17 protein-coding genes are annotated in these 19,624 nt (G+C 62.1%); 9 read left to right on the top strand and 8 right to left on the bottom strand.

Going from position 1 to position 19,624, the window contains the following annotated elements:
• Nucleotides 1-19: 19 nt before the first annotated feature.
• On the bottom strand, nt 20-799 hold the full coding sequence (locus tag ACZ9BX_RS10370) for a GGDEF domain-containing protein (protein WP_476217656.1): 780 nt from the start codon (nt 797-799) through the stop codon (nt 20-22).
• A 304-nt stretch (nt 800-1,103) separates the two neighbouring features.
• On the opposite strand from ACZ9BX_RS10370, the gene ACZ9BX_RS10365 reads away from it, so the two are divergent.
• Genes ACZ9BX_RS10365 through ACZ9BX_RS10350 form a run of 4 tightly spaced genes read left to right on the top strand, consistent with a single transcriptional unit; the run spans nt 1,104 to nt 6,590 of the window.
• The gene (locus ACZ9BX_RS10365; RefSeq protein ID WP_476219968.1) at nt 1,104-2,465 is read left to right on the top strand and encodes a TolC family outer membrane protein; all 1,362 of its coding nucleotides are present in this window, start codon (nt 1,104-1,106) and stop codon (nt 2,463-2,465) included.
• Nucleotides 2,466-2,483: 18 nt separating this feature from the next.
• Nucleotides 2,484-4,640, top strand: a complete 2,157-nt coding sequence (locus ACZ9BX_RS10360; RefSeq protein ID WP_476217654.1) for a type I secretion system permease/ATPase — start codon at nt 2,484-2,486, stop codon at nt 4,638-4,640.
• Nucleotides 4,637-5,929: an HlyD family type I secretion periplasmic adaptor subunit gene (locus ACZ9BX_RS10355; protein ID WP_476217652.1), complete on the top strand. Its 1,293-nt coding sequence runs from the start codon at nt 4,637-4,639 to the stop codon at nt 5,927-5,929. The genes ACZ9BX_RS10360 and ACZ9BX_RS10355 overlap by 4 nt, the downstream gene beginning before the upstream one ends.
• Before the next feature lies 1 nt (nt 5,930).
• Nucleotides 5,931-6,590 (top strand): ribbon-helix-helix domain-containing protein, encoded by a 660-nt coding sequence (locus ACZ9BX_RS10350; RefSeq protein ID WP_132559772.1) that lies wholly within the window; start codon nt 5,931-5,933, stop codon nt 6,588-6,590.
• 68 nt (nt 6,591-6,658) lie between these two features.
• Here ACZ9BX_RS10350 and ACZ9BX_RS10345 read toward each other — a convergent pair whose 3' ends face one another.
• Complete coding sequence (locus ACZ9BX_RS10345) at nt 6,659-7,522, bottom strand: transglutaminase-like cysteine peptidase (RefSeq protein WP_476217649.1); 864 nt, start codon at nt 7,520-7,522, stop codon at nt 6,659-6,661.
• A gap of 398 nt (nt 7,523-7,920) precedes the next feature.
• Between ACZ9BX_RS10345 and ACZ9BX_RS10340 the strand changes: the two genes are divergently transcribed.
• A complete protein-coding gene (locus ACZ9BX_RS10340; protein ID WP_476217647.1) occupies nt 7,921-9,081 on the top strand; it encodes an ABC transporter substrate-binding protein in 1,161 nt (386 codons plus the stop codon).
• A gap of 225 nt (nt 9,082-9,306) precedes the next feature.
• Here the strand turns inward: ACZ9BX_RS10340 and ACZ9BX_RS10335 are convergent, their stop codons facing one another.
• Complete coding sequence (locus tag ACZ9BX_RS10335; RefSeq protein ID WP_476217645.1) at nt 9,307-10,830, bottom strand: ABC-F family ATP-binding cassette domain-containing protein; 1,524 nt, start codon at nt 10,828-10,830, stop codon at nt 9,307-9,309.
• Between the two features lie 442 nt (nt 10,831-11,272).
• On the opposite strand from ACZ9BX_RS10335, the gene ACZ9BX_RS10330 reads away from it, so the two are divergent.
• Nucleotides 11,273-11,575 (top strand): alkylphosphonate utilization protein, encoded by a 303-nt coding sequence (locus ACZ9BX_RS10330; protein WP_476217643.1) that lies wholly within the window; start codon nt 11,273-11,275, stop codon nt 11,573-11,575.
• Nucleotides 11,576-11,782: 207 nt separating this feature from the next.
• Here ACZ9BX_RS10330 and ACZ9BX_RS10325 read toward each other — a convergent pair whose 3' ends face one another.
• Nucleotides 11,783-13,351, bottom strand: coding sequence for a helicase HerA-like C-terminal domain-containing protein (locus ACZ9BX_RS10325; protein ID WP_476217642.1), 1,569 nt, complete (start codon nt 13,349-13,351; stop codon nt 11,783-11,785).
• Nucleotides 13,352-13,584: 233 nt separating this feature from the next.
• On the opposite strand from ACZ9BX_RS10325, the gene ACZ9BX_RS10320 reads away from it, so the two are divergent.
• A complete protein-coding gene (locus ACZ9BX_RS10320; RefSeq protein WP_027507607.1) occupies nt 13,585-13,974 on the top strand; it encodes a hypothetical protein in 390 nt (129 codons plus the stop codon).
• 213 nt (nt 13,975-14,187) lie between these two features.
• Here ACZ9BX_RS10320 and zwf read toward each other — a convergent pair whose 3' ends face one another.
• Together zwf and tam are read right to left on the bottom strand one after the other, a co-directional pair.
• Entirely contained in the window at nt 14,188-15,699 is a 1,512-nt protein-coding gene (gene zwf, locus ACZ9BX_RS10315; RefSeq protein ID WP_476217639.1) for a glucose-6-phosphate dehydrogenase, read from the bottom strand.
• A gap of 356 nt (nt 15,700-16,055) precedes the next feature.
• Complete coding sequence (gene tam, locus ACZ9BX_RS10310) at nt 16,056-16,826, bottom strand: trans-aconitate 2-methyltransferase (RefSeq protein ID WP_476217637.1); 771 nt, start codon at nt 16,824-16,826, stop codon at nt 16,056-16,058.
• 144 nt (nt 16,827-16,970) lie between these two features.
• Between tam and ACZ9BX_RS10305 the strand changes: the two genes are divergently transcribed.
• On the top strand, nt 16,971-17,636 hold the full coding sequence (locus ACZ9BX_RS10305) for a hypothetical protein (RefSeq protein WP_476217635.1): 666 nt from the start codon (nt 16,971-16,973) through the stop codon (nt 17,634-17,636).
• A 17-nt stretch (nt 17,637-17,653) separates the two neighbouring features.
• On the opposite strand, the gene ACZ9BX_RS10300 is transcribed toward ACZ9BX_RS10305, so the two are convergent.
• Nucleotides 17,654-18,277, bottom strand: coding sequence for a cysteine hydrolase family protein (locus ACZ9BX_RS10300; protein ID WP_476217633.1), 624 nt, complete (start codon nt 18,275-18,277; stop codon nt 17,654-17,656).
• A 77-nt stretch (nt 18,278-18,354) separates the two neighbouring features.
• Here ACZ9BX_RS10300 and ACZ9BX_RS10295 point away from each other — a divergent pair, with 77 nt between their 5' ends.
• Nucleotides 18,355-19,239, top strand: a complete 885-nt coding sequence (locus ACZ9BX_RS10295; protein WP_476217631.1) for a LysR family transcriptional regulator — start codon at nt 18,355-18,357, stop codon at nt 19,237-19,239.
• Here ACZ9BX_RS10295 and ACZ9BX_RS10290 read toward each other — a convergent pair.
• On the bottom strand, nt 19,236-19,619 hold the full coding sequence (locus tag ACZ9BX_RS10290) for a type II toxin-antitoxin system VapC family toxin (protein ID WP_476217629.1): 384 nt from the start codon (nt 19,617-19,619) through the stop codon (nt 19,236-19,238). The two genes, ACZ9BX_RS10295 and ACZ9BX_RS10290, sit on opposite strands and share 4 nt — an antisense overlap.
• Nucleotides 19,620-19,624 lie beyond the last annotated feature (5 nt).

Below are 19,624 nucleotides of genomic sequence, written 5' to 3'. Positions count from 1 at the left end.
TTTCTGCTTTTTACTCCGCTCACGCCGCCGGCAATCTGGCGATGGTGATCGACTCGCCGTCCTCGGTCGCGCTGTCGAACGCCATCTCGTCCGCAAGCTGCCGGATCCGGTTGAAATCCTCCGGCCCTTCGAAAAGGGCGCCGCCGAGCTTGATCTTGAGGTCGAGGGGGGCTTCCTCGGTCTCGAAGGCCGCCTGCGAGACGCGCCTGCGGATGCGGGCGCCGATGTCCTGGGCATTTTCGGGCGTGGCGCCGGGCAGGAAGATGCCGAGTTCGTTGGAGGCGAGGCGGGCGACGAGGTCGCCGCTTCTGACCGAGCTCTTGATGATGTCGGCCAGCGACTGCATCACGGTATCGGCCCATTGCGGGCCATAGCGGCGGCTGATCGCGTCGAGCGTCTCGATAACGACGGCGATCATGATGCCGCCGGTATCCGTTGCGATCTTCCGGCGGCGGTCGGAGTAATTCTGCATCGCAGCCGCAAAAGCGGTGCCGGTGAGCGCGTTCGTCACGGGGTCATGGCGGGTGGCATGGCTCATTCTGGAACGCAGCGTTTCAAGTTCCGCTTTTTGCAGTTGCAGCGCGAAAAGAAGCGGAAATGCAACAACAAACGAAATTGGAGGAATACTCACAAATCCTACCAAAAATGGTTTATCCGGGATTAGAAGGTTTAGGATAAGTAAAAGACCAACGGATCCTGCTAGGCAGCATGTTGCGCCGATTGCAGCGCGCAGCAAAGCGGGTTTTACTGTGGCGGGGGAGTAACGGTTAATAAAAATCATGGTGGTCGGGATACTCACTAGGGGTGAGTGTGAAGTTACCCGCGAGCACAACAAGCGCAGGTTAAAAAATCCTGTAAAATTGTTGCTTTAGCTGTGGAAACCTCATGAGTTAACTGTCTTCTCAGGAAGCTGGCTCAGGCCAGTTGGAGTGTTGATAACATAATGCTACTGACTTAACCGAGAAGAGATTTCGGTATATGGGGTAGCCGGGGCTAATTACGAGTGGTGAGGGGCATCAAACTTGTTTAACGGCAAAAGAATTGTTGCAGCTTTGTCTGCGACTGTTGCTTTGAATTTTGCATTTTGCGTTGACGCCAATGCTATTTCTCTTCAGCAGGCGATCGAAAAGACAATGAAGACGAACCCGCAGATCTTGCAGGCTGCGAAGGATCGTGAAGCAATCGAATTTGAACTTCGCCAGGCGCGCGGGCTTTATTTGCCCTCCATTGATCTCGACGCCGGGGTCGGTCGCCGTCGGCTGTCGAATTCTACAACCGGCACTTTAACTTCCGATACTGATTACTTGTCGCCGGGCGATGTCGGCCTCACCATCTCGCAGCGGCTTTTCGATGGCGGCGGCCGCCGCGCGCAGGTGGAGCAGCAGGCATCGCGCGTCGATGGCGCCTCGTTCCGCGTGCTGGAGCGCTCCGAATCGCTGGCACTCGAAGTGACGCAGGATTACCTCGAATACATCCTGCAGAATCAGATCGTGAAGGCCGCCCAGGATAACATGGCCTTCCACAACCAGATCCTCGGCAACATCGAGCAGAGCATCAAGGGCGGCACGCTGACCGATGCCGACCGCCTGCAGGGCGTGGAGCGCCAGCAGGCTGCCGCTGCCCGCCTGCAAGAGGCCAAGGAAGAGCTGGAAGCGACGAAGATCCGTTTCCTTGAGGACGTGGGCGAGCCGATCACGGGTGCGCAGACCCCGCCTCCGGTTGCCAAATATGTGCCGAAGACGCTGAACGATGCGGTCTTCGTCGCCGCCAAGAACAGCCCGCGCATTTATTCCGCCAATGCGGATGTCGATGCGGCCGATGCAGGTGTGCGCGGCGCGCGCGCCAACTACCTGCCGAAGGTCGACCTTGAAGGCACCGCCCGTGTCGGCGACGACATCAACGGTGACGATGGCAACACGAATGATTACCAGGTGCGCGTAGTCGCCCGTTGGAACCTCTATCGCGGCGGTATCGATGTTGCCCGCGAGCAGGAGCAGATCCGCCGTGCCGGTGAGCAGCGTTATGCGCTGGCGCAGGTGCAGCGGGAGGTCGAGCAGTCGGTTCGCTCCGCCTGGAACGAGCGCGTCAGCCGCGGCAAGCTTGCCGGCATCCTCGGCCAGCAGGCCTCGACCAATGCCCAGCTCGTGTCGTCCTACCGGCAGCAGTTCAGCGTCGGCCAGCGCTCGCTGCTCGATGTGCTTGATGCGCAGAACACCAATTTCAATACCAGAGTTCTTGCCGATACGGCGCGTCTCGCGTCGGTCTTTGCCGAGTACAAGATCCTGGCCGCGTCCGGCAATCTGCTCCAAACGATGAAGCTGAGGCCGGTCGAGCAGGCAAAAGAATATGCGCGGGAAGAGTTTGTTGTCCCCGCGGGCGTCGCAGATCCCGGATATGTCGAGCTTGAGTCGCATCAAAAAGCCGGCATGCCGTTGGACCTTCTGGCGCCGATTCGACAGCAGTAGTCGAAACGGCATGGAACAATGCTGAACGTAGCGCTCGAGACTTCAAGCGGCACCCCGCTCCAGACTTTCAAGGCTGCCTTCAAGTCCGTGGCTGCGTTCTATGGCCGGCCGAGCTCCGATACGGTTCTCTTCTCCGGCCTGCCGGACGAGATCACCGAATCGCTGCAGCTCGACGACGTGGAACAGATGGCCGAGCGCATCGGCCTTCAGGTCATCAGGCATCGGGAACGCGATTGCCGCCTGGGAAATTTCGATTGCCCGGCCATCGTCTGCTTTGCCGATGGCGGCGTTCTTCCTCTATTGGAAGTGGCGGAGGATGGCTCCTATCTCATTGATATCGTTCCGATCGCCGGCGCGCCGATCAGGTTGACGCGCGAGGAACTCGTGGCGCTGAAGCCCGCGATGGCCTTCGCTTTCACGCTCTATTACCAGAACGCTTCGGAAGAGGCGCTGGTCGGCAATGCGGTGGAGATCGAAAAGCGTCACTGGCTGGCAACGACGCTGATACCCTACTGGCGCACCTATGTCCGCGTCATGGTGGCAGCGCTGTTCATCAACCTGATTGCGCTCGGCTCGCCGCTCTTCACCATGAACGTCTATGACCGCGTGCTGCCCAACAAGGCGGTGGCGACGCTGTGGGTCCTCGCGGCAGGCATCTCGCTTGCCTATATCTTTGATTTTTTGCTGAAAACGGCACGCTCGTCGCTGATCGATTACGCCGGCCGCAAGGCCGACCTCAGGCTTTCCCAGCTGATCTTTGACAAGGTGCTGAACTCGACGCTGGAATCGCGCCCGCTGTCGACCGGCGAATATGCGAACCGCGTCACGCAATATGAGTTCGTCCGCGAATTCTTCACATCCAACACCATCGGCGTGCTGATCGACAGTCTCTTCGTCTTCATCTTTCTGGCAGTTATCTACCTGATTGCCGGTTGGCTGGTCGTCATCCCGGCCGCCGCCTTCGTGCTGTCGGTGGCGATCGGCCTTTGGGCGCAGGCGCAGATCGGCAAGCGCATGGCAACCGCCGCAAACGAAGCGTCCCGCCGCCAGTCGCTGCTCGTCGAGACTATCTCCACCATCGAGACGCTGAAGAGCCTTCGCGCCGAAGCGACGATGCTGCGCCGCTGGCAGGAACTCACCAAATATTCGAGCCGCACCAGCGAAGACATCAAGCATATCTCCACCAACGCCATCAACCTGACGACCTTCATTCAGCAGATGGTGAGCGTGCTGATCGTGATTGCCGGCACCTATGAGTTCTCCGAGGGCCATATGGCCATGGGTGCGATCGTCGCGACTGTGATGCTCGCCGGCCGCGCCGGCGCGCCGCTTGGCCAGATCGCCATGACGCTGGCGCGCTTCCGCCAGGCAACCATGTCGCTGCGCATCCTCGACAAGATCATGGAGCAGCCGGACGACCGGCCCTCTACGGTCGGCTTCGTCAACCGTCAGATCAAACAGGGCGGCTTCAGCTTCCAGAACGTCTCCTTCCAGTATCCGGGTTCGGATTATCCGGTCATCAATGGCCTGTCCTTCACTGTCAGGCCCGGCGAGAGGATCGGCATCATCGGCCGCATCGGTTCGGGCAAGACGACGCTCGGCCGCCTGCTCGACGGCCTTTTCTGCCCGTCCGCCGGCCGCATTTTGATCGATGGAGTCGATATCCGGCAGTATCACATGGCGGAGGTGCGCGCCGCCGTCGCGGTTGCGGGCCAGTCCTCCGATCTGTTTTCCGGCACTGTGAAGGAAAACCTGCTGATCGGCCGCGCCGACGCAACCGACGAGGAAATCCTTGAGGTCGCCCGCATGACCGGCGTCGATGAATTCGTCTCCAACCATCCGCGCGGCTTCGACATGCCGGTCGGTGAGCGGGGAACCAATCTGTCGAGCGGCCAGAAGCAGGCGCTGACGATAGCCCGCTTGCTTTTGACCAAGCCGAAGATCGTCTTCCTCGACGAACCCTCGGGCGCGATGGACCTTGCGACCGAGCGTCATCTGATCTCCAGGCTGTCCGGCGCCTTCGGCCGCGAGACGACGCTTCTGATCGCGACGCACCGCCACAGCATGTTGGAGCTTGTCGACCGCCTGATCGTTATCGACAAGGGCCGCATCGTCGCCGACGGTCCGAAGCAGGCCGTGATCGAGGCCATGCGCAAACCGGCGGGGCAGCAATGAGCGCGAACCGTCTCGACCATCCACCGTTTTTCGCCCGCGCCATCCTGGCGCTCTGCGCGCTGCTGATTGCAAGCTTCATCGGCTGGGCGGCGATCGCCAGCGTCGATGAGATCGCCCGCGGCGAAGGAAAGGTCATTCCCGTTTCGAAAACCCAGATCATCCAGTCGTCCGAACCCGGCGTCGTCCAGCAGATTGCCGTCACGCTTGGCCAGGTGGTCCGCAAGGGCCAGCTTCTGGTCCAGCTCGACAATACCACGACCACCTCGACGCTCGGAGAATCGGTCGCCAAGGCACGCGCGCTCGGTGCCAAGGTCGCCAGGCTGAAGCTGGAGGAGGCGGGTCAGTACGAGATGCCTTATATCTGCCCGGAGGAGATTCTTGCCGTCGCCAAGGATGTCTGCAGCAACGAAGCGAGCCTCTTTGCCGCCGACCGCGCGAGCTACGAAAACAAGCTCGGCGTTCTCAAGGAGCGCGTCAAGCAGCGCGAAAACGAGCTCAACGAGGCGCATGCCAATATCGCGCGCCTGCAGGACAATATCCAGGGCGCGCAGCGCCAATACGACCTGATCAAGCCGCTCAGCGAAAAGAAGCTTGTGGCCCAAACCGAAATGCTGAAGGTCGAGCGCGACCTGACGGACCAGCAGGGCCAGCTCAAGGTCTATCAGGAAAGCATTGATCGCCTGGAAGCCGCGGTGCAGGAGGCGACGCTCCAGCTCGGCGACTTGGCGCTTGAACTCCGCCAGCAGGCGTTGACCGAGAAGGCGACGACGCTTGCAGAACTCTCCGTCGTCGACGAAACGATCCGCGGCGCTTCCGACCGTGTCAAACGCACCGATATCCGCTCGCCGGTCGATGGCATCGTCAACACGCTGGAAGTCAATACGATCGGTGCCTATGTCGATCCGGGCCGCGTCATCGCCGGCATCGTGCCGACTGCCGATACCTTGCTAATCGAAGCGAAGATTTCCCCGCGCGACGTCGCTTTCGTCCGTCGCGGTCAGCCGGCGATCGTCAAGATCACGGCCTATGATTTCTCGATCTTCGGCGGGCTTGAAGGTGTGGTGGAAAACATCTCGGCCGACAGCCTGGTCGAAAAGGAAAAAGGCGAGACCTACTACCTGGTGCAGGTGAAGACCGACACATCGGAGCTGGAGCGCGACGGCAAGCTCTATCCGATCATTCCGGGCATGGTCGCCGCCGTCGAAATCATGACGGGCAACAAGACGGTCCTCAGCTACCTGCTGAAGCCGATCAACAAGGCGCGCTCCGAAGCGCTGACGGAGCGGTGAGATGCTGATTTCCAAGCCCCGCGCGACCGATCTGACGAAGGCTGAACCCGCCGACGAGCCGTTGCCGGTTATCGGCGCGGAGGAAATCGAGCCGCGCTTCCGCGCCGTCGTCGGCCGGGGAGGTGAGCGCCGCGGCATCCGCCTGGAGCGCATCTATTGGGACGGCCTGGGCCGCATGTCCTCCGCTGGCAAGATGACGACCGCCGATCTGGTGCAATATACGGCGTCGCAGATGCCGGAATCCGGAAATCTCGCCTCGCTGCTGCGCGTTCTCAGTCTGAAATGGGCTCTGCGCCGCCTGGACGCCGTCGAGGACATAGCCTCGATGACAAACCTCAATGCCGTCATCCAAGCGTCGCCATCGCCGGCGATCCTGCTGACCCACGACAAGAAGATCCAGTATTTCAACGATCCGTTTCTCTCGATGCTGCGCCAGCGCCTGCCCATGGGTGATACGGCGCAATTGACCAAGAGCCTGCGCTTTTCGGTCGATACGCAGATCGAGCAGGCGATCACGACGCTGAACCTGAACCGCGGCAAGACGCTGAACACCGGCTTCAGCATCGGTGTCGGCACGCAGTCGATGCGGGGCCAGATCAATCTCGCCCTGGCGCCGACGCACGAAAAGTCGATGCTGATCGGCTATATCTCCCGCTACTGACTGACGCATGAAACGAAAAAGCGGCCGCGTCGCGCGACCGCCTTGAACATCAGGTGTTTTGGCTTGTCTCAGTATGCCGCGCCTTCGCCAGGTGCGACCTTCTCCAGCGGCATGCGGGAAGCGACCTGCTTGTTGCCGGCGCGCAGCCCATGCAGATATCCCTTGCCACTGGCGATGGAGAAAAGCGGCTGGTAGTCGGGCAGGCGGTTGTCGGGCAGCACCTGATCGCGCATGTTGTCGAGAATGAAGTAGTTGCCGTTGACCGCGACGGAAAGCACCGCGTGATAGAACTGGCGCTTCTGGTCAAACAGCACGACGATCGACATGTCCGTCATGTCGACGCCTTCGGCGCGAAGTGCCGCCATCTTCAGGATCGCGAAATCCTCGCAGTCGCCCGCTTGGCGGGCAAGCGTCTCGGAAGGCGTCGCCCAGTAGTCCGCCGTCTGATAGGTGTCGGCGTCCCGGCGGTAGCGGATCGCGCGGTTGACCGCGACATTCACCGCATTCAGCTTGTCGCGGATCGAAGCCTGCCCGGTCTTGTCGAGCGTCGCCTTGACGACCTCAGCCGCATCCGAACAGCCCTTCGCGCCGCATTTGATCGCCGCTCCGTCTACCATCTCGGCGAGCGAAGGCGCGAGGCGCTTGACCGCGGCAAGCCGCTTGAACGGAATGGTGACGGAGCCGAAGACGGCATCATTCGAAGGGGCCGCCTTGCGCGGCTCACCCGGCTTGATCGAGGCGGTCGTCTCCGCCTGCGGCAATTGCGTCACGGCGGCAAGGTTAATCGTCTGAACGGCGCTAGAAACGCCGCTGGCGGCCGTTCTGAGGAGATTGAAGACGCCTGCCATGCTACCCGCTTGTGCCAGCGCGTAAACAGTATTGTTCGTCAGTGCTGATGTATATGGCGTCGTGCTGATCTGCATCTCTGGCATTTTTGCCGCAACCTGCGAGCTGAATAGCAGTGGCGCGAAAGATGAAAAAGTAAAAGCTGCAAGTATTTTTGCTTTTGTGCTGCGCTTCATCGGGTTTGGTTCTCCCTGTATGAGAGAAAATGTACCGAAGTTCTATAAATATGCCGTTTGGAAGCGTGGGTAATCCAAGTATAAAGCTTCCGCTCAAAGGAGCGTAAAACTTTAGCTTTGCCGTCAACCAAGTTTGGGGGAAGGGTTTGATTTTCGCCTGCGCCCGGTGCAGAAATAAGCGCCGTCTAAAAGGCCGCAAAAGGCCGGGATGCCGCATTTCGGGGGAAACAGTGATATCGCATTCAAAGCTACGGACCGAACCATCATATGGTTTATGCGGCAGGCTCGCTGACGCGCTTTCGGTCTCCTTGTCTGCACCTCGGCGCCTGTCCCGCACGCTGCCGCTGCTGTTTTTCCTTACCGCCGCCACAGGCTGCCAGTCGGGTGCGGATGGGCTGGGCACGGTGAAGAATACCGACATCAAGGCGCCGTCGAGCAAGGTCGAAGAGACCTTCGGCGAGACCGGTACGGAGGTCACGCTGCTGCTGCCTCGAGGCGCGAGCGGCGTTTACGAGGGTGCCGCCCGCGATGTGCGCGACGGCGCAGCTCTCAGTGTCGGCGAACTCGGCAACGGTCAGGTCTTTGTCAAGGTCATCGATGTTTCGGGCGGTGCGGGTGCGGTGCCTGCCGCCGTCAGCGCCGCCAAGGCACGCAATTCGGCGCTGCTCATCAGCTATGTTCCGCCCGCCGTCACCTCAGCGGTTGCCGCCATGCCCTCCGATCAGCGTCCGCCGCTGGTCAACCTTGGCGACGACGTTCCGGCAACCGCCGGCAATGTCTACAACTTCGCCTCGGACGAGCTCGACAGCGCGCTTGAAGGCATCCTTGCGGCGGCTATGGGCGGGCACAAGAAGGTGATGGTTTTCGCCCCGAGGGATTTTCCGCCAACTCATGAGATGCGGCTTGCCGACGCTATCCGCGCTGGCGGCGGCACCTATGTCGGGACCGCGCGCTACGATCTCAGCGATGCGGCCGCTGCCGAGACCGTGCAGAAGTCGAAGGCCCAGCTTCAGCAGGCCGATGCAGTCGTCATCCTCGGCAAGAGCGTCATCGTGCCGACGGTTGCCGGTGCGATCAAGGCGAGCGGCCAGGGCAATCTCGTTCTCATCGGCACCAGCGCCTGGCCGTCTCAGGCCTATGCGGACCCCGCTGTCGCGGGCGCCACGATCGCCATGGTCGAGCCGGACGATGCCAGTCTGATCGCCGACCGCTACAAGCGCCACCATGGCCGCACGCTGTCCACGGACGCCGCCTACGGCTACGACGCCATCGCCATCGCCGCAGGCATCATCCGCGTCAAGGGTCCGGCGGGCCTGACGGCCGAGAACCTGACGATGAAGACCGGCTTCCGCGGCGTGACCGGGCTTTTCCGCCTGACCCCGGGCGGCAATGTCGAACGCAAACTCAGCCTCTTCACGATCACCGGCGGCAAGCTGAACCTGTTGGGCGCTGCGCCGAAGGCGTTTTAAAGGGGCCCTTTTGTTCCACTCACATTCCTGTGACGAGCACAGGAATGGAGGCGGAAGTAGCGGCTTGCGGCCCCTCATCCGCCTGCCGGGGCGTTTCCGCTACCTTCTCCCCGCTGGGGAGAAGGTAGCCCAAAGGATCGGATGAGGGGCCTGCACGGCACGACCTCTCCTCACTTGGCCACGGAGGGGTAAGCGGACAGCCACGTCCCGCAATCCACCCGCCAATCACCGCTCGCCCGCCGAGGCGAAGAACCCCTCCGGGCTCTCCACCTCCACCAGCTTCCGCTTCTCGATCAGCCAGAAGCGGTTGCCGACAGCGCGCACGAAGCTGCGGTCGTGAGAAACGAGCAGGCAGCTTGCCTGATGCGCCATCAGCTCGCTTTCCAGCGCTTCCTGCCCGTCGATGTCGAGATGGTTGGTGGGCTCGTCGAGCAGGTAGAAGTTCGGGTTGGAGAGCCGGAGCACCAGCATGCCGAGCCGCGCCTTCTGCCCACCAGAAAGCTGGCCGATGGGGCGGCCCTGCATCTCGATCGACATGCCGGCGCCGGCCAAAAGCGCGCGTGCCCGCTGATCGCCGACGTCGAAGCGGCGGATGATCGTTTCCAACGGCGTATCGGCATCGCTGAGATCGGCAAGCGCCTGGTCGCCGTAGCCGAGCGCGAGCGACGGCGTGGCCTTGATGCCATTCTCGGCGGTTTCCGGGTGGGTGATCGACTTGCGCAGCATCGCGATCAGCCGCGTCTTGCCGGCGCCGTTTTCGCCGAGCAGCACGATCCGGTCTCCCTGGCAGATGAACTGCTTGCCCGTCTTGAAGAGCAGCGTGCCGTCCGGCGTCCCAACAGCCGCATCGTCCAGCGTCAACAGCACCTTGGCATGCGTGCCGCGATTGGCGAGCTTGATGGCGCCGGCCGAGCGCTCCAGATGCGCCGGTTTCGCCGCGTCTTCAAGCTTTTCCGCCCGCTGCTTCAGCTGCTTGGTCTTCACCACCAGAAGGTCGCTGCCGGAATTGATGCCGATATTGTTGAGCTTCGCCGCCTGCTTGCGCAGCTGCTCGGCCGTCTTCATATCGCGCTCGTAGCGGCGCGCGTCCGCCGCGTCGAACTCATCGATCGCAACCCGCGCCCGGGAATAGGGCAGGGCGAAGAGCTGCGATTGCTCCGGACGCAGAAAGAGCGTGCGGTTCGTCACGGCGTCGAGGAAGGCGCGGTCGTGGCTGGCAAGAATCACCGGCACGTCGCGAGGCAGCGCGTTCAGCCATTCCTCCAGCCGCGCAATCTTGCCGAGATCGAGATGGTTGGTCGGCTCGTCGAGCATCAAGAGGTCCGGCTCGGTGACCCACACCCGGGCAAGCATCGCCAGCCGCTGCCACCCACCGCTGAGGGCGGCGAGCGAACGCTGGCGCAACTCCTCCGGCACCTCGAACGATTCCAGCACCACATCGACGCGCCAGCTCTCGGTTTCCACCTGCTCCGGAGAGAGTGCATCGAGAATGGCGTCATAAAAGGTCCTGGCGAACAGGGCAGGCGGCACGTTCTGCTCGACATAGCCGACGGTCAGCCCGCGCGCCCTGGTGATGTCGCCTTCCGTCGGCTCGAGCGTGTCGGCGATGCAGCGGAAAAGCGTCGATTTCCCGCGGCCGTTGGCGGCCACGATGCCGATCCGGTCGCCGGCATTGACGACGAGGTTGAGCCTGGAAAACAGCGGGCTCGACAGCGTGATGCCGAGGTTGCGGATATTGAGAAGGGTCATGCTCGTTCTCTGGTCTTGACCGCGCGATCGTCCATCGAGGGCTCTTGGCCATCATCGATGCGATACGTCAGCGGTGGATCTGAAATCGCAGCCGCTCAAGTGATAAAGCTTGGCGCTGCTGGCCACAAAGGGCGGACCAGGAAGAGAGTTTGGCGAGAAACGGTCTCTGGTCAGCCCTGCAAACGCATGTGCAGGGCGTTGACGGGGCCACGCTGCCGGTTGAACCGGAAATAGTCATTATGCACGCGACCCTCCTTTCTCTTTGAGTGCACACACGAAATACCATCGCATATGCAGGAATGCAACCATGGCGGTCGCATCAGGCCTCTTCAAAAACATGGTACGCGGCACGAGCCCTTGTCTTCCCGGCTGAACTTGCGTGAGGCAGCCTGGCTGTTATAAGCGGCCAGACCGGCACATTCTTGATTTAGGAGAGACGACCATGGCAGGCAATGACGACGAATACGTCTATGACGAAGTGACGGGCGAATGGCGTCCGGCTTCGGAATTGGCTGCTGCCGCGCAGACGGCCGCCGAGGTCCGGGACGCTGCCGGAAACGTCCTCAAGGACGGCGATTCCGTCACCCTCATCAAGGATCTGAAGGTCAAGGGCGCCAATCAGACCCTGAAGCAGGGCACGGTGATAAGGTCGATCCGCCTGACGGAAAACCCGGAAGAAATCGACTGCCGCCACGACACCATCAAAGGCCTCGTCCTGCGCACGGAATTCGTCCGCAAGCGGTAGGTGGATTTCCTCTTATGGTCGCCGGCTTGCCCCTCATCCGCCTGCCGGCACCTTCTCCCCGCCCACGGGGAGAAGGAAATATGCCGCGCTGTCTTCTCAAATCACCGAGGCAGGGTGGAGCGCGTTCCCTTTCCCCGTCAGAACGGGCAGAGGGTTAAGGTGAGGGGCAGTCCCATGGCAAGAGGCCGCGAACCGCGCTGCCAAGACTTACCGCTTCAAACTCCCCAGAATGCCGCGTACCAGCGCCCGGCCGACCTGCGTCGCAACCGTCCGTGCCACGCTCTTCATCGCGGCTTCCACGACGGTTTCGCGCTGATAACCGGACGAACGTCCGCGCGATTGGCCGCGGCTTGGCTGTTCATCATCGCTGCCACCGAAGCCGGGCAGGCTCCAGCCGGAGGTCGTTCCGGCACTCGTTTGCTGCGCTTGAGCCTCCTCCTGCGCCCGCTTGGCGGCTTCTGCTTCGGCAGCCTTCCTGGCGCGGGCGGCCAGCATTTCGAAGGCGGATTCGCGGTCGACATCCTCATCATAGACGCCGAGCACCGGGCTCCGGTCCATGACCTGCTGGCGCTCTGCATCCGTCACCGGGCCGACGCGGCCGGATGGCGGGCGGATTAGCGTGCGCTCGACGATCGACGGCGCGCCCTTGGTCTCCAGCGTCGAAACCAGCGCCTCGCCCGTGCCGAGATTGGTGATCACGGTGGCGCAGTCGAAGGCCGGGTTGGGGCGGAAGGTATCGGCGGCTGTCCTCACCGCCTTCTGTTCGCGCGGCGAATAGGCGCGCAGCGCGTGCTGCACGCGGTTGCCGAGCTGGGCGAGCACCGTTTCCGGCACGTCGAGCGGGTTCTGCGTGACGAAATAGACGCCGACGCCCTTCGAGCGGATCAGGCGCACGACCTGCTCGACGCGCTCGGTCAAGACCCGCGGCGCATCATTGAAGAGCAGATGCGCCTCGTCGAAGAAGAAGACGAGCTTCGGCTTGTCCGGATCGCCGATTTCCGGCAGCTCTTCGAAAAGCTCGGAGAGTAGCCAGAGCAGGAAGGTGGCGTAAAGTCTGGGGTTCATCATCAGCTTGTCGGCGGCAAGCACGGAAATCTGGCCGTAGCCGTTATTGCCGGTGCGCATGATGTCGGAAATCTTCAGCGCCGGTTCGCCGAAGAAATGTTCGGCACCCTGCTGCTCGAGAACGAGCAGCGCGCGCTGGATAGAGCCGACGGAAGCCTTGGAAATCAGGCCGAACTGGCTGGAAAGCTCGCTCGCATTCTCGCCCAGATAGTTGAGCAGCGAGGAAAAATCCTTGAGGTCGAGCAGCGGCAGGCCTGCCTGATCGGCGATCTTGAAGGCGATGTTGATGACGCCCTCCTGCGGCTCGGAGGCATCCATCAGGCGTGCCAGAAGCAGCGGTCCCATTTCGGCGATCGTGGTGCGGACCCGGTGGCCCTTCTCGCCGAAGAGGTCCCAGAAGATCACCGGGAACTGGTCGAACTCGTAATCGGCAAAACCGATCTGCTCGGCCCGCTTGATGAGGAAGTCCTTCGGCTCGCCCTTGGCGGCGATGCCGGAAAGGTCGCCCTTGATGTCGGCGGCAAAGACCGGAACGCCGGCTCTGGAAAAACCTTCCGCCAGCACCTGCAGCGTCACCGTCTTGCCGGTGCCGGTGGCGCCTGTCACCAGGCCGTGGCGGTTGCCGAATTTCAGGTCGAGATATTCCGGCTTGTTGATGCTGTCGTCCGGATTGCGGCTGGCGCCGATGAAAATCTTGCCATCCTCGAGCATGAAGCAGTTCTCCCTTGGGCCGATGCCGCCGCTTGCGTTTGAAATGCGGAGATCGCAATAAGCCGCATTCATCTTACTATCGTCCACCTGTTATAAGCAGGGACCGGGATGCCGACAACTGTTTGCATTGAAAGCAAATCCGGGGAAAATGCCCTCTCCCGGCGGCGCGGCTTGAGTTGCGGAAGAAACTCGAATAACGTTGACGTCAACGTCAAAATAACAGGAGGCTGACAATGAATGAAGTTGTGACCCAGATTGCCGATCGCGTGGGCATTGCGCCCGATCTGGCCGAGAAGGCGCTGGGCATGATGCTCGGCTTCCTGCAGCGCGAAGGGGATGACGCCGCAGTCGCCAAGATGATCGAAGCCATCCCGAGCGGCGCCGATCTCGTCGCCCAGTACAACGGCGAAGGCGCCGGCGGCGGCCTGCTTGGCGGTTTGATGGGCGCTCTCGGCGGCGGCGGCATCATGGGCCTCGGCCAGCAACTAATGAGCCAAGGCCTCGGCATGGGCGAAATCACCTCACTCGCCAAGGAAACCATCGCCATCGCCAAGCAATATGCCGGCGAAGAAGTCGTCGACGAGGTCGTCGCCTCGGTCCCGGGCTTGAGCCAGTTCGTTTGATCGCGGAATTTACGCCGCTTCCGGGCTCTAAAAAAGCGTGAAGCGAATCGCTTTCGTGTACTGAAGCCGCTCGCACCAGAACGTTGCGAGCGGCTGCTACCAAAGGCATTTCAATCAGATCCAGAATTTCAGAACTTTTGACTCGCTTGGGCGGCGCGTCGCCGGCTGCAGGGTGGAAACCCGTTTGTTTCTGCTTGAATCTTCACTTGCGGCTCATTTTTTCTTCGCCTGCAGCACGCCAAGCCCATGCCAGTGCCGTCCGTCGCGTTCGATGAGGCCGTCGGCGCAGGCAGGGCCCATGCTGCCGGGGGCGTAGGCTTCCGGGTCACCGCCCTTCGCCCATAGGTCGAGGAAAGGCTGCACCGCCGCCCAGCCGGCTTCGATGCCGTCGGCGCGCTGGAACAGCGTCTGGTCGCCGATCAGCAGGTCGTAGATGAGGGATTCGTAGCCGGTCATCTTGCCGATGTCGAACTGGTCGGCATAGCGGAAGTCCAGCGAAACCGGCACGGTGTCGACCGAAAGCCCGGGCGATTTGATCGATATCTCCAGGCTCATACCTTCGTCCGGCTGCACCTGGATGACCAGTTTGTTCGGCGGCAGCCGCCGCGTGACGTCGGTCTCGCGGAACTGTGCGAAGGGCACGGGTTGGAATGTCACGACGATCTCCGTGTCGCGCGCCGTCATCGCCTTGCCGGTGCGCAGGTAGAAGGGCACTCCCGCCCAGCGCCAGGTGTCGGCATAGAGCTTCAGCGCCACGAAGGTCTCGGTCTTGCTGTCCGGCGCCACCTGCGGCGTCTCGTGATAGGCGGGGATTTCCGCGCCGTTCAGCCGCCCGCCGGAATAGACGCCGCGAACGCCGTGTGCTGCCGCTTCTTCTGGCGTATAGACGCGCAGCGCCTTCAGCACCTTGCTCTTCTCGTTGCGGATCGCTTCGGCGTCGAAGCTGTTCGGCGGCTCCATGGCGATCATGGCGAGGAGCTGGAACAGGTGGTTCGGCACCATGTCGCGCAGCGCCCCCGTCGCGTCGTAGAAGGCGCCGCGGCTGCCGACATCGACGGTTTCGGCCGCCGTGATCTGCACATGATCGATATAGCGGCTGTTCCACAGCGATTCGATCATCATGTTCGCAAAACGCGCCGTGAGCAGGTTTTGGACGGTCTCCTTGCCGAGGAAATGGTCGAGCCGGTAGATCTGGCTTTCGTCGACGTCGCTCAGGATCTGCGCGTTGAGCGCCCGCGCCGAGGCGAGGTCCGTTCCGAAGGGCTTTTCGATGGCGATGCGGCGGAAGGTGTTTTCGTTCTCGGCGGCGAGTCCGTGAGCCGCGAGCTTCTCCACGATTCCGCCGAAGAACCGCGGCGGCACGGCGAGATAGAAGGCCGCATTGCCGCTCGGCGCTGAAGACAGGCGCTTGGCGATCTCCAGATAGATTCCCTCGCCGGTGAAATCACCGGAAATATAGCTGATCCGCTGCCGCAGCCGTGCCCAGGCTGGATCCTTGACGAGCGGTTCGCCATCCCCGAGGCCGGCCAGGAAATCGTCCAGTCGCCCCCGCAGCGTCTCGTCGTCGCCGGGCTCGATGCCGATGCCGAGAATGTCGAGATCGTCGCCGACCATAGCGCCGCGGGTGAGATTGATGATCGCCGGAACGAGAAGCCGTCGGGTAAGGTCGCCGGTCGCCCCGAAGATGACCAGAGTGGTGGGCGGCGTGGGCTTGGCGTCTGGCATGGGGATCGCGCTCCGTGATTGTCAGCGCCGGAATATAAGGCCGCCGGGCGCTACCGCAAGCGTGGCCGGTGGCTTTGTGCAGGCCGCTTACTAGCCCTCCCTCATCACGTCAGTTGAGGGGAAACATTCCAAGCGCTTCGATCTTAGGCGAGGCTGCGGCAAACACGAGGTTGCCGACTGGCACTGTCATATATTTCTTCCCTCATTCCTGTGCCAGCACAGGAATGAGGGAATCTGTAGTTGCTGCCCTACCAAGCTATCCCGCGGGGAGACCGACTAACGTCGATAGGAAGCATATACCACTGCGCGAGATGCTGGCGGCACAGCGCGGCGACTTTGCGGTACCGGCGCACTAGCTAACCCTTCACCGCCACCAGAAACAGCCGCGGGAAGCGCAGCAGCACCCGCCCGTCCGCCGTCTTCGGATAGGCTCTCTCGACACGCGCAAGATAATCCGCAAGAAATGCCTCGCGGTGCTCCTCGCCGGCATGGGCGAGGTAGGGCATCAGACCCGTTCCCTTCACCCATTCGACGATCGCCCCAGCGTTCGCCATCGGGTGGTTGTAGATCGTGTGCCAGATATCGACGCGCGCGGATTTGCCGATCAGGCGGCTGTAATAGGCCGGCGGCGGCGGAAGGGGGTTGCGGCGCACGCTCTTCTTTTCGAAGGCCGTCGTCCACGGTCCGGCATGGGCGCTTTCCTCCATCAGCAGATGTGTCGGCTCGCCGAGATTGTCGGGCATCTGCACGGCCAGTACGCCGCCCTCGGAAAGCCCGTCCATCAGCCGGTCGAAGATGTCGAGATGGTTGGGCAGCCATTGGAAGACGGCATTGGCGAAGAGCAGATCGGCGGGCTCCTCCGGCTGCCAGGTCGCAAGGTCGGCCTCGGTGAAGGCAGTGCCTGGAAGCCGCTTCTGCGCGGCCTCCAGCATGTCGAGGTCGCTGTCGAGGCCGGACACGCCTTCCTTGCCGTAGCGGTCGATGATGAGTTCGGTCGAATTTCCCGGCCCGCAGCCGAGATCGATCGCGCGTTCGACCCGCTCCAGCGGCACCTGCGCCAGGAGATCGCGCGCCGGGCGTGTCCGCTCATCCTCGAACTTCACATATTGGCTGGCGGACCAGGCCATGAGGCACCTCCTGTTATTGTCCTTCAAGCGCGTCATGCTTAGCAGCAATTCTTGGCGACTTGTATGCGGCGTGTTGCAGCTGTCTTCGAATTGCTGCACGAATGGGTTGCATTATTGATGTCCGCTCATGGCTTGGAGGGATTCATGAGAGCCGGTTTCGTCTTTGCCGCAATCTGCCTGTCGGCCGCCGCAATGCCAGCACGGGCCGGGACGCCGGCTGCTCCGCCGATTTTTCTTGTGGAGGACATGGGCAATACGCGCGACCGGTATGTGTCCGAGCATCTCGAGCCTTTTGCGGTCTACACCGGCGCCGACCGTACTTTGGATCAAGGCGATATCGCCAGGCTCCGGCAGGTCGACGCCGCACGCCAAAGGGCGGCCGCCGACGCGATGCCATTCTTCGCCGGCGATCTCGATGCCGACGGGCGCATGACGCTCGACGAATACAAGCTCGCCAACCTCTACGAAAGCCGCGAACAGGTCGAACTTGGCATGGAGGCCCGCTTCGCGAATTTTGATCGTAACGGCGACGGTATCGTGACACTCGACGAAGCGCTGACATCGCCGCCGCTGCCGCAAGCGCCGTTGGCTTATGGATTGAGCGGCGCGGATCGCGTCGCCGCCCTGATAGCGCTCGACCCCAACAAGGACGGCAAGCTGACGGAGGATGAGTTCAGGGCGCTCCTCCTCTCCGCCTTCGACTTCTACGACAAGGACGGCGACGGTGCCCTTTCGAAAGCCGAAAAGGCGGAGCGCGCCGCAACGGTCAGGCAATACAGGGAAGAGCAGGAGAAACGGGAGAAGCCGTAAGCCAGCATCTGCCTGACTCAGACCATTGCGTGCCGGTTGACTATCGTTTCAATGCCGGGGACGACCGTCGCAAAACGGTCGGCAATCTCCGCCAGAGCCGTTCGGTGTACGGTCTCGGCCGGGATCATGCCGCCGAGCGGGTCCGGCAGATCGCGGCTCGCAGCAGCGGATGCGATGACAGTCGCCTTGATGCCGAGATCGAGTGCCGCGCGCGCCGTGGCGCTGATGCACATATGCGTCATGAAGCCAACGAGGATCAGATCGAAGCGGCCGGTCTGCTCGGCAATTGCTGCGAGAGCCGCGGCAAGCGTGGTTCCGGCAAAGGCATTGGGAAGCGTCTTCGGGATAACGGCCTCACCGCCAGAAGGCGTCAGCGCGGGAATGATCTCCGCACCATGCGAGCCGGTCGCGAAGAGGCCGCTGCCCGGCGCGTGGTGAACAATATGAATGATCGGAACGCCATCGCGCCGGGCGGCATCGAGCAGTGCGTGGATTTCGTCGACGGCTGCCGCGACGCCGTGAAGCGGCAGTCCGCCGTCCACATATTCATTCTGCGCGTCGATCACGACAACGGCCGATTTCGCCCAATCGGCGGCTTTCGGCGTGACGCCCGCATGCTGAAGAAGGGTGAGGGGAACCATTGGCATATCTCCTTGGATTGGATCGCCAAGGACGCTAACCGCTTTCCCGCTGCGCGAATATTCGCTATCGTATCACAATGGCTGAGCAAAAACGCACAGACGTCGATTGGGAGGATTTGCGCTTTTTCACGGCGCTGGCAAGGCACCGCAGCCTCTCGGCGACGGCGCGGGCGCTGAAGGTCAACCATGCGACCGTCGCACGCCGCATCGCTGCGCTGGAAAGCCTCCTCGGCTTCGCGCTCTTCGAGCGGCGTGCCGACGGCTATCAGCTCAGCCGCCACGGAACCGCGATCCTGTCCGAGGCGGCTGCCATGGAGAGTGCTGCATCGGCGATCCGCGACCGGCTGGCTTATACGAATGGCCCGAGCGGCCGTGTGCGGCTGACGACGACCCGTTCGATCGCCGATCTCGTCATCGCGCCGCGGCTAGGCGACGTGCTGGGCGGGCTCGCGAACGTCGAACTCGAAATCGTCACCGATATCCGCGTGCACAGCCTTGCCCAGCGCGAAGCCGATATCGCACTGCGGCTCGGACACCCGAAGGATAGCGATCTGACCGGGAAGCGCGTGGCGACGATCGGATACGCCTTCTACGCATCGAAAGCGGCTGCCGAGACTGTTGATGAAAGCGGACCAGCCCGGCTCATCGGATTTGATCTGGACAGCGATGGCGTGGCCGAAGCCCGCTGGTTGGAAACGAGGTTCGGCCGGGATGCCTTCATCTTCCGCTCGAGCAGCAATATCGTGCAGGCAAGTGCCGCAGCCGCCGGGCTCGGCATCGCCATGCTTCCGCGCTTCGTCGCCAAGCATAACCCGTCTCTGGTCGAGATCGACTACGGCGAGGCCATGCCCGATCGCGAACTCTGGATGCTTGCCCCCGCCAATCTGGTCGATATCCCGCGCATCCGCGCGGTATGGGATGGCTTGGCCCAGGTGTTCACTGCGTCGAAGGATAGACTCTAGGCCGGTCCAGCTAGGTCCGTCTTTGCGAAATCGCGCCCTTTGTAAAGGAGAGAAATGCCGAGTGCCTTGGCGCAGGCATAGGAGAAGCAATCGGCGGGATTGAGCTGCGCCGGGTGGCCTCGGCCCCTTCCGTAATCGGCGAAGGCTTTGATAGCGAGGCTTGCCGTGCGCTCGTCCATGGGCACAAGTTCGATCCGGGCCTCGGAAAGGAAGATGCGTACACGCTCTTCGACAATCATCGGATCGACGGCAAGCTTCGTCGAAAGCCGCATCGCGGCTTCAAGGAGGACCAGCGCCGAGGTGTAACTTTTTGGGGCTGCCTCGATCGTCCCTGCCAGTTCCGTCGCGTCCTCCTCCCGCGAGAGAATGGCGACGACCATATCTA

The organism is Rhizobium sp. USDA 3886 (genome assembly GCF_056279785.1).
Note: the sequence above shows the minus strand (reverse complement) of the source record. Positions and strands in the feature narration are given on the sequence as shown.

What these genes read in the sequence shown, in the direction of transcription:
- ACZ9BX_RS10305 (WP_476217635.1), top strand. Translation starts at nt 16,971, where the DNA reads ATGAGAGCCGGTTTCGTCTTTGCCGCAATCTGCCTGTCGGCCGCCGCA.
- ACZ9BX_RS10290 (WP_476217629.1), bottom strand. Translation starts at nt 19,619, where the DNA reads ATGGTCGTCGCCATTCTCTCGCGGGAGGAGGACGCGACGGAACTGGCA.
- ACZ9BX_RS10335 (WP_476217645.1), bottom strand. Translation starts at nt 10,830, where the DNA reads ATGACCCTTCTCAATATCCGCAACCTCGGCATCACGCTGTCGAGCCCG.
- ACZ9BX_RS10355 (WP_476217652.1), top strand. Translation starts at nt 4,637, where the DNA reads ATGAGCGCGAACCGTCTCGACCATCCACCGTTTTTCGCCCGCGCCATC.
- tam (WP_476217637.1), bottom strand. Translation starts at nt 16,826, where the DNA reads ATGGCCTGGTCCGCCAGCCAATATGTGAAGTTCGAGGATGAGCGGACA.
- ACZ9BX_RS10320 (WP_027507607.1), top strand. Translation starts at nt 13,585, where the DNA reads ATGAATGAAGTTGTGACCCAGATTGCCGATCGCGTGGGCATTGCGCCC.
- ACZ9BX_RS10325 (WP_476217642.1), bottom strand. Translation starts at nt 13,351, where the DNA reads ATGCTCGAGGATGGCAAGATTTTCATCGGCGCCAGCCGCAATCCGGAC.
- ACZ9BX_RS10360 (WP_476217654.1), top strand. Translation starts at nt 2,484, where the DNA reads ATGCTGAACGTAGCGCTCGAGACTTCAAGCGGCACCCCGCTCCAGACT.
- ACZ9BX_RS10295 (WP_476217631.1), top strand. Translation starts at nt 18,355, where the DNA reads ATGGCTGAGCAAAAACGCACAGACGTCGATTGGGAGGATTTGCGCTTT.
- ACZ9BX_RS10330 (WP_476217643.1), top strand. Translation starts at nt 11,273, where the DNA reads ATGGCAGGCAATGACGACGAATACGTCTATGACGAAGTGACGGGCGAA.
- zwf (WP_476217639.1), bottom strand. Translation starts at nt 15,699, where the DNA reads ATGCCAGACGCCAAGCCCACGCCGCCCACCACTCTGGTCATCTTCGGG.
- ACZ9BX_RS10350 (WP_132559772.1), top strand. Translation starts at nt 5,931, where the DNA reads ATGCTGATTTCCAAGCCCCGCGCGACCGATCTGACGAAGGCTGAACCC.
- ACZ9BX_RS10300 (WP_476217633.1), bottom strand. Translation starts at nt 18,277, where the DNA reads ATGGTTCCCCTCACCCTTCTTCAGCATGCGGGCGTCACGCCGAAAGCC.
- ACZ9BX_RS10345 (WP_476217649.1), bottom strand. Translation starts at nt 7,522, where the DNA reads ATGCCAGAGATGCAGATCAGCACGACGCCATATACATCAGCACTGACG.